This window comes from Parvibaculum sp. (assembly GCF_049672805.1).
Lineage (GTDB): Bacteria > Pseudomonadota > Alphaproteobacteria > Parvibaculales > Parvibaculaceae > Parvibaculum.
This window is the reverse complement of the sequence record NZ_JBATWS010000223.1, coordinates 1-9009: the sequence shown is the minus strand read 5'-3', so window position 1 is coordinate 9009 and position 9009 is coordinate 1. Positions and strand designations below refer to the sequence as shown.

Annotated in this window: 7 protein-coding genes; all 7 read right to left on the bottom strand. The window is 60.6% G+C overall.

What is annotated here, in order from left to right; all coding sequences use genetic code 11:
* The coding region (gene queA / locus WBF74_RS07165; protein ID WP_424437351.1) for a tRNA preQ1(34) S-adenosylmethionine ribosyltransferase-isomerase QueA at nucleotides 1-990 on the bottom strand (990 nt) is incomplete at its 3' end.
* A 143-nt stretch (nucleotides 991-1133) separates the two neighbouring features.
* On the bottom strand, nucleotides 1134-1610 hold the full coding sequence (locus tag WBF74_RS07160) for a peptidylprolyl isomerase (protein ID WP_424437348.1): 477 nt from the start codon (nucleotides 1608-1610) through the stop codon (nucleotides 1134-1136).
* 16 nt (nucleotides 1611-1626) lie between these two features.
* The gene (locus tag WBF74_RS07155) at nucleotides 1627-2163 is read right to left on the bottom strand and encodes a peptidylprolyl isomerase (RefSeq protein WP_424437345.1); all 537 of its coding nucleotides are present in this window, start codon (nucleotides 2161-2163) and stop codon (nucleotides 1627-1629) included.
* A 24-nt stretch (nucleotides 2164-2187) separates the two neighbouring features.
* A complete protein-coding gene (coaD, locus tag WBF74_RS07150; RefSeq protein ID WP_424437342.1) occupies nucleotides 2188-2700 on the bottom strand; it encodes a pantetheine-phosphate adenylyltransferase in 513 nt (170 codons plus the stop codon).
* 23 nt (nucleotides 2701-2723) lie between these two features.
* Nucleotides 2724-5411, bottom strand: a complete 2688-nt coding sequence (gene gyrA / locus WBF74_RS07145) for a DNA gyrase subunit A (protein WP_424437354.1) — start codon at nucleotides 5409-5411, stop codon at nucleotides 2724-2726.
* 370 nt (nucleotides 5412-5781) lie between these two features.
* Nucleotides 5782-6651, bottom strand: a complete 870-nt coding sequence (locus WBF74_RS07140; RefSeq protein ID WP_424437339.1) for a hypothetical protein — start codon at nucleotides 6649-6651, stop codon at nucleotides 5782-5784.
* Nucleotides 6652-6695: 44 nt separating this feature from the next.
* Nucleotides 6696-9009, bottom strand: a 2314-nt coding sequence (locus tag WBF74_RS07135; RefSeq protein ID WP_424437336.1) for an efflux RND transporter permease subunit, incomplete at its 5' end; no start/stop codon positions are given.

Below are 9009 nucleotides of genomic sequence, written 5' to 3'. Positions count from 1 at the left end.
GGCATGGGCATAGGCGCGTTTCATTTCCGAGGTGGAGCGAAGCGCCGAGACAAGCATAAAGAGCGTCGAACGCGGTAGGTGAAAATTCGTCATCAATATATCCACCGCACGAAACCGATAGCCGGGTGTGATGAAGATGCGTGTCTCATCCGAAAATGGATGTACCATGCCCGCTTCATCTGTCGCGCTTTCAAGAAGCCGCGCACTTGTAGTGCCCACCGCAACGATGCGTCCGCCGCGCGCCCGCGCCTCGTTGATGGCAGCTGCTTCCTGCGGCGAGACCTCGCCCCGTTCAGCATGCATCTTGTGATCCTCGGTTTCATCCACCGTGACGGGAAGAAACGTGCCCGCCCCGACATGAAGCGTGAGACGTGTCGTGCCGATGCCGCGCGCTTCGAGAGCCGTCATCAGCTCCGGCGTGAAATGAAGCCCCGCTGTTGGTGCTGCCACAGCGCCAGGCTCGGCGGCATGGAGCGTCTGATAATCGGCAAGATCATCGCTGTCGGCCGCCCGCTTCCGCGCGATATAGGGCGGCAGCGGCATTTCGCCTGCTGATGCTATCGCGGCATCAAGCGCCGCGCCGCCGCAGGAGAAGCGCAGCCCTGCCTCGCCCCCTTCCGCCTTCTCCTCAACCCGCGCCGACAACCCGCCTGCAAACTCTATCACCTCGCCGAGCATGAGCTTCTTTGCAGGCCGCAGAAAGGCACGCCACTCATCGGCGCCTACGCGCATATGCAGCATGACCTCGATGCGCGCCACGGCCTCTCCCCGCCGGCGCACACCAAAAAGACGAGCCGGGATCACCTTCGTATCATTGAAGACCAGCATGTCTCCTTCGCGCAGGAAGCCCGGCAGGTCACGCACGATCCGGTCTTCCAGCGCGTTTTCCTCCGGCCCGATAACGAGCATCCGCGCGGTATCACGCGGCCGCGCCGGGCGCAGCGCGATCAGTTCTTCCGGCAGTTCGAAATCGAAATCGGAAACGCGCATCAGGCTCCGTTCACTTCAATGCAAAGCCCACGGGCATCGCTTTGGGCGACCCCATGGGCTTGTTCCGCAGAGCGATCCGGCGGCGCATACATCACGCTCCGCCTGATCGTCAGGCAATCACGCTTCTCGCAAGAACCGACAGCTCAGGCCGTTGCGTCCGCTGCCACGCGCATGCTCACAATGCGATCCGGTTCCCTCACCGGCTCGCCGCGCTTGATCTTGTCCACAGCTTCCATGCCGGAAATGACCTTGCCCCAGACCGTGTATTGCCGATCCAGAAAGGTCGCATCGCCGAAGCAGATGAAGAACTGGCTGTCCGCGCTGTTCGGATCCTGCGTACGCGCCATGGAGCAGACGCCGCGCACATGCGGCTCGGCGGAAAATTCGGCGGGCAGCTTCTTGCCGGAGCCGCCAGCGCCGGTGCCCGTGGGGTCGCCGCCCTGCGCCATGAAGCCATCGATCACGCGGTGGAAAGCCACGCCGTCATAAAAGCCTTCGCGCGCAAGTTCCTTGATCCGCGACACATGCTTCGGCGCGAGATCAGGACGCATCTCGATCACGACTTTCCCGTGGGGGATTTCCATGATGAGCGTGTTTTCGGGATCTTTGATTTCTGTCATGTGTTTCTCGATTCCTTCAATCGGCGTCCGCCGCCACCTGCATTTTCACAATCTTGTCCGGGTTCGCAGGCGGTTCGCCCTGCGCAATGTTATCGACAAACTCCATGCCCGATGTCACACGGCCAAACAGCGTGTAGTCCCCATCCAGAAAGGTTGAATCTTCCGTCACGATGAAGAACTGGCTGTTCGCGCTGTCCTTGTTGGAAGAACGCGCCATGCCGACCGAACCGCGCGTGAAGCTTTCCTTGAAGGTGAACTCGCGCTTAAGGTCCGGCTTGAACGAACCGCCCATACCCGTCCCCGTGGGGTCGCCCGTCTGAGCCATGAAGCCGGGGATCACGCGATGGAAGATGATGCCATCATAAAAACCTTCGCGGGAAAGCTCCTTGATGCGCGTCGCATGGCCCGGCGCAATATCCGGCAGAAGCTCGATCACCACGCGCCCGTCTTTCAGGTCGAGATAAATCGTATTCTCCGGGTCTGCCGCAAACGCCGCTCCCGAAATTCCCACCAGGGCCAGAAGCGCGAGGAAAGCGCCCTTGATTCCACGCATGTCATAAACTCCTTTGGTCGAGCCCTAGCGGCCCTTTTGCTGCTTCGCCACGGCGGCCAGAACGGTCTTTTTAACGGAAGCCGGAACGAAAGGCGTGATATCGCCGCCCATGCTCGCGATCTGACGAACAAGAGTGGAAGAAATGAACTGCGTCTCAGGTGAAGCGGCAAGAAACACCGTCTCCACCTTCGGATTCATGATGCGGTTCATGCCAACCATCTGGTTCTCGTATTCAAAATCACCCGCGCCCCGCAAACCCCGAATGATGATCGTCGCACCATGCTCATCCGCCGCATCGACAACGAGGCCGGAAAACGAAACGGTCGAAATCTTCGCACCAAGCTTCTTTGCCGTGGGTGCCGCTTCCTTTTCGATCAGCGCAAACCGCTGCTCAAGCGAGAGAAGCGGCGTTTTCGTCGCGTTGATGCCAATGGCAACGATCAGATGATCAACAAGTTTCAACGCCCGCTTGATAACGTCCAGATGGCCATTCGTCATCGGATCGAAAGTGCCGGAATAAAGACCGATGCGCGCCATGAGCCGCCCTCTTCTGCTTTGCCTTATTCTTCGTCTTCGCCTGTGTCTTCGACGCGTTCGACGGAGACAACACGCTCATTCGGGGCCGTGCGGAAAATGGTGACGCCCTGCGTCGCGCGGCCAGCGGCGCGTACATCATCCACCGGGCAGCGAATAAGCTGCCCCTGATCGGTGACAAGCATGATCTGGTCATCATCTTCCACCGGGAAGGAGGCAACGAGTTCGCCATTCCGCGGCGTGACGGCCATGGCGATGATGCCCTTGCCGCCGCGCCCGGAAGTCCGGTAGTCGTAGGAGGAGGACCTCTTGCCGAAGCCTCTCTCGCTGACGGTCAGCACGAACTGCTCCCGCGCACCAAGCTCCGCATAGCGTTCGGCTGAAAGCGCGAGATCGTCTCCCGCTTCCTCTTCGCCGTCCTCTATCTCCATGACCTCGGCCTCTGCCTCTTCAGCGTCACCCGAGGCGGCCCGGCGCATCGCGGCTGCCTGTTTCAGATAGGCGCGCGCTTCGGCAGGCGTCACATCCACATGGCGGAGAATGCTCATGCCGATCAGCCTGTCGCCTTCATCAAGGCGGATACCGCGCACACCGGTCGAGCTGCGGCCCGAGAAAACGCGCACATCAGTGACGGGGAAGCGGATGCAGCGGCCAACAGCCGTGGTCAGCAGCACATCATCTTCCTCAGTGCAAATCTGAACGCCGATGATTGCGTCATCCGCATCATCGCCTTCAAACTTCATGGCAATCTTGCCATTACGGTTGATCTGCACGAAATCGGACAGCTTGTTCCGGCGCACATGGCCATTCCGCGTTGCGAACATGACATGGAGGCCGTCCCAGCTCTCTTCATCCTCCGGCAGCGGCATCACGGTGGTAATGAACTCGCCCTGCTGCAGCGGGAGAATGTTGATCATGGCCTTGCCGCGCGCCTGCGGCGTCGATTGCGGCAGACGCCAGACCTTCAGCTTGTAAACCATGCCGGTCGAAGAGAAGAACAGCACGGGCGTATGCGTATTCGCCACGAAGAGGCGTGTAACAAAATCCTCTTCCTTTGTGGACATGCCCGAACGGCCCTTGCCGCCGCGCCGCTGCGCCCGATAGGTCGAGAGCGGCACGCGCTTGATGTAACCGTGATGGCTGACGGTGACGACCATATCCTCACGCTGGATAAGGTCCTCATCCTCGAACTCGCCTTCCGCTTCCGCAAGCTCGGTCCGGCGCGGCGTTGCAAACTCGTTTTTGATTGCCGTCAGCTCGTCGCGCATGATGCCAAGCACACGCTCTCGGGAGCGCAGAATATCGAGATAGTCCTCGATCTTCTCGCCAAGCCCCTTCAGTTCGTCGCCGATTTCATCGCGGCCAAGCGCTGTCAGGCGCTGCAGGCGAAGATCAAGGATCGCGCGTGCCTGCTCTTCCGACATACGGATCGTACCGTCTTCGGCAAGCCGGTGACGCGGATCGTCGATCAGCGCCACAAGCGGCGCAATGTCTTGTGCGGGCCAGTCACGCGCCATCAGCGCTTCGCGCGCCGCTGCAGGGTCGGGGGCCGTGCGGATAAGGCGGATGACCTCATCAATATTCGCAACCGCAATGGCAAGGCCCACCAGCACATGCGCGCGGTCCCGCGCCTTGTTCAGCTCGAACTTCGTCCGCCGCGAGATTACTTCCTCGCGGAAATCGACAAAGATTTCGAGGAACTGCTTGAGGTTCATCAGTTCCGGCCGCCCGTGATCGAGCGCGAGCATGTTACATCCGAAACTCGTCTGGAGCGGCGAGAAGCGATAAAGCTGGTTCAGCACCACATCCGGCACGGCATCGCGGCGCAGTTCCACCACCACACGCATGCCGTTACGGTCGGATTCATCGCGCAGATCGGCAATGCCTTCGATACGCTTCTCGCGCACCAGCTCGGCAATCTTCTCCACCATCGACGCCTTGTTCACCTGGTAGGGAATCTCGGTGATGACGATGGCGTGACGATCCTTGCGTATCTCCTCTATTTCGACGCGACCCCGCACCACGACCGATCCGCGCCCCGTGTGATAGGCAGAACGCGCGCCTTGACGGCCGAGCATAATGCCACCTGTCGGAAAGTCCGGCGCAGGCACATGCTCGATCAGCTCTTCAATGGAAATATCGGGATTGTCGATCAGCGCGATACACGCATCGATCACTTCGCCCAGATTGTGGGGCGGAATATTGGTGGCCATGCCAACGGCAATGCCGTTCGCGCCATTGACAAGAAGGTTCGGCACTTCGGCCGGAAGGACAACAGGCTCTTTCTCAGAGCCGTCATAGTTGTCCTTGAAATCGATCGTATCCTTGTCGATGTCCTTGAGCAGCGCATGAGCGGCCTTTGCCATGCGCACTTCGGTGTAACGCATCGCGGCGGGCGGATCGCCATCTACGGAGCCAAAATTGCCCTGCCCGTCCAGAAGCGGCAGGCGCATGGAAAAATCCTGCGCCATGCGCACAAGCGCGTCATAGATCGACTGGTCGCCATGCGGGTGATACTTACCGATCACATCACCGACCACGCGGGCCGACTTCCGATAGGGCTTGTTCCAGTCATAGCCGTTCTCATTCATCGAGAAGAGAATGCGGCGATGAACCGGCTTCAGCCCGTCCCGTGCATCGGGAAGCGCACGACTCACGATCACGCTCATCGCGTAATCGAGATAGGAGGTGCGCATCTCCTCTTCGATGGACATTGGCGAGACGTCACGCTCTGGCGGCGGCCCCTCCGATGAGGAACCGGCTGGCGGCGTTGTGCCCCCGCCGTTCACGCCATCCATGGCGGTATCGTCGCCCGGGCCTTGTTCGTTACCCGGATTGTCGTTGTCTTGCGTATCGGACAAGGGTTTATCTGGCTCTGCGGGTGGCTGCGCGGCAGGCGTATATCGCGCCTCTCGCAGCTCCCTGAAGGAATGAAAAAGAGGCAATTCGGTTGCTTCCGAATCCCTCTCGATTACCGTATTCTACCTTAGCAGTTTGCCCGCCTCCCGGCAACTTCTAACGCATTCCCCCGCGCTCCGTAACCCGCTGAAATAAAAGAGAAAATTGTGCGGGGGCGCGGGCTTTTCAGCGGCTGCGCGGTTCCGCCCGGAAGAGCAGTGCCGTCGCATCGTCATGGCGCTTGAAACGCGGCCAGAAATGCCCCGCGGGATCCTCCACTTCCTCGATATGGCGTATCTCGGCCAGGATCGTCGCAAGCCCACCCATCGCCGCCCGGCGGACGAAAGTCGCTGCATCAAGCCGGTGATAATCGAAAACGAGTGAGCCGAAGCCGTCGCTGAAAAGAAGCCCGGTATAGGGCCGGTCGAGCGGCACCTTCCAATGCCGCATGTGAAGCGCCGCTTCCGGCTCTATGCCGAGAATCCAGTAGCCGTCAGGCCGGTTCTGCCGGCTGCGCGCGGCCCGCAGATAGGCCATCACATCACCATTGTCGAAAGGCCGCTCACCGGGCCGGAGCACGCGAAGAAGCTCGCTCGTGCGGCTCATGGCTTCCGTCTCGCGCGACTGGTGCGCCATGCCGAAGATTTGGGGTGTCGCGGCCCCATCCTCAAGCAGCACCAGCCCGCAATCAGCAAAATTGGCGATCGAAAGCATCTCGCGCCCGGCATGCAGCAACATCATCGCCGCACTCGGCCATTCATACCGCCCGGTCGACACGCGCAGTCGCTCCTGCGTGAAGCGGCGTGCCAGTGTCTCGATCGTTTCCTGCACAAGGGCACGGAGATCGGCACCATGCCGCACCGCATTCTCCGCAAAGAGCGCGCTTGCCCGATGCGCCAGCCAATACGCGCCTGTCCCGCTGCCGATCAGCGGCCCGTCCGCCACATCGGTCGCGCCATCGATCACCCAGGCATGGGAGATAGTATGGCCAAACGCATCTTCATTGGCCTTGGCCGGATCACCGGCTGCGGAAAGTGCTTCGATAATGCGCAACATCACCCAAGGCTACATGAGCAAGCTGCCTGCCGCGACCCCGCGTCTCAGCCCCCGGCCCTGCCCTCCGGCGCCATATCCGGTCGCAGCTTCGCAAATGCATCCGCCGTATCGTCCTCGCTCGGCTGAATCCTGAACCACGCAGCATAAAGTGCGGGCAGGAAGAGCAGGATCAGCGCCGTGCCCACTGCCGTGCCGCCAATCAGCGTGAAGGCCATGGAGCCCCACATGACGGAGAATGTCAGCGGAATGAAGGCAAGCACCGCCGCAAGTGCCGTCAGCGCCACGGGCCTTGCTCGCTGCACAGTCGCCTCGATCACCGCATGATAATCGTCAAGGCCCGCCGCCTGATTATCCTTGATCTGCTGCGTGAGGATCAGTGTGTTGCGCATCAGAATGCCGGAAAGACCGATCAGCCCGAGAATGGCATTGAAGCCGAAAGGCTGATTGAAAATAAGCAGCGCAGGCACCGCCCCCACAAGGCCGAGCGGCGCTGTGAGAATGACCATCGTCATGGTCGAGAAGGATCTCACCTGCAACATGATGATGATGAGCGTCACAGCTATCATTGCAGGAAATACCTTGCTCAACGCGGCATTGGCCTTGCTCGACTCTTCAATCGAGCCGCCTGTCTCGATGCGATAGCCCGGAGGCAGGGAGGCAATCAGCGGTTCGAGCGCCTTCATCACCTGCATCGAGACTTCGGGCGGTTGGCTGCCTTCGCTGATTTCCGATCGGATGGTGATGACGGGAACGCGGTCACGCCGCTTCAGGATCGGTTCTTCCAGATGGATTTCCGCCCGGCCGATCTGGTCCAGCGGTATCCGCCGGCCATCGCGGCTCACCAGCGAGAAATCAGCAAGCCGCGCCGGATCAAGGCGCTCTTCCCCCGCGCTTCTAAGCACGACCGGCACATTGCGGATGTCCTCACGCACATCCGTCACGGGAATGCCGGTGAGAAGGAACTGAAGCTGCTGGCTCACTTCCGCAGGCGACAGCCCGATCAGGTTCAGGCGATCAATGTCAGGAACGAAGCGCAGGACGGGCGTGCGATTGCCCCAGTCCCGATTGGCATTCCGCACATCTTCCAGCCCGCGCATGATGCCAAGCGCCTCTTCTGAAATCGCCGCGAGCTTCACCGGGTCCGGCCCCATCACCCGAAACTCCACCGGGAAAGGTGTGGGCGGGCCAAGCACAAGCTGCGTCACCCGCACATAGGCTTCCGACGCAAGCCCGTTGGACACGGCAAGCCGGAACCGATGCTTCAACGCTTCCCGTGATTCCGGGTCAGAGGTCATGATGACGATCTTGGCGAAAGCAGGGTCAGGCAGTTCCGGCGCCATGGAGAAAAAGAAGCGCGGCGCGCCCTGTCCGATATAGCTGGAAACAATCTTGGCTTCCGGCTGCTCGCTGAGCCAGGATTCGATCTTTTTCACCGCCTCTGTCGTCGCGCTGATGCTGCTGCCTTCCGGCATACGAATTTCTGCGAGCACCTCGGGGCGATCAGATGTCGGGAAGAACTGCTGCTTCACGAAGCCCATGCCGATCACCGAAACGACAAAGGCACACACCACAATGGCGCAGGTCCGAAACTTGTTTCGCACGGCAAGCGTGATGAGACGGCGCAAGCGCGTGTAGGTGGGGGTATCGTAAATCGCGTGAAGCCCGCCTTCGACCGGCTGGATTTCCGGCAGCAGCTTGACACCGAGATAGGGCGTGAAAACAACCGCCACGATCCACGACACTATCAGCGCGAAGCCGACGACCCAGAAAATATTGCCCGCATATTCGCCCGCCGATGACGGCGCAAAGCCGACCGGCAGAAAACCCGCAATGGTCACCAGCGTTCCTGAGAGCATGGGCGCTGCCGTATGGCTCCACGCATAGGCGGCAGCCGCAATGCGGTCCACACCCTCTTCCATCCGCACCACCATCACCTCAATGGCGATGATGGCATCATCCACAAGAAGCCCCAGCGAAAGGATAAGCGCCCCGAGCGTGATCCGGTCAAAGAACCGCCCTGTCTCCAGCATGATGAGAAATACGACCGCAAGCGTGAGCGGCACCGCCGCCGCCACGACAATGCCGACACGCCAGCCAAGGCTGAGCAGGCTCACCAGCAGCACCACGCCAAGCGCCATGGCAAACTTCACCATGAACTCGTCAACCGCCGAGCTGATATTCACCGACTGATCTGTCACCTTGGCAAGTTCGACACCAAGCGGCAGCGTGCTTCTGATTTCTGCGATCTTTTCCTCAAGCGCATCCCCGAGCGCGAGGCCATCCCAGCCCCCCTGCATGACGGGGCTGAGCATGATGGTCGGCTCACCCTGATGGCGGATGATATAGGTCGGCGGGTCC

What these genes read in the sequence shown, in the direction of transcription:
- WBF74_RS07160 (WP_424437348.1), bottom strand. Translation starts at nt 1,610, where the DNA reads ATGACAGAAATCAAAGATCCCGAAAACACGCTCATCATGGAAATCCCC.
- WBF74_RS07155 (WP_424437345.1), bottom strand. Translation starts at nt 2,163, where the DNA reads ATGCGTGGAATCAAGGGCGCTTTCCTCGCGCTTCTGGCCCTGGTGGGA.
- coaD (WP_424437342.1), bottom strand. Translation starts at nt 2,700, where the DNA reads ATGGCGCGCATCGGTCTTTATTCCGGCACTTTCGATCCGATGACGAAT.
- gyrA (WP_424437354.1), bottom strand. Translation starts at nt 5,411, where the DNA reads ATGTCCATCGAAGAGGAGATGCGCACCTCCTATCTCGATTACGCGATG.
- WBF74_RS07140 (WP_424437339.1), bottom strand. Translation starts at nt 6,651, where the DNA reads ATGTTGCGCATTATCGAAGCACTTTCCGCAGCCGGTGATCCGGCCAAG.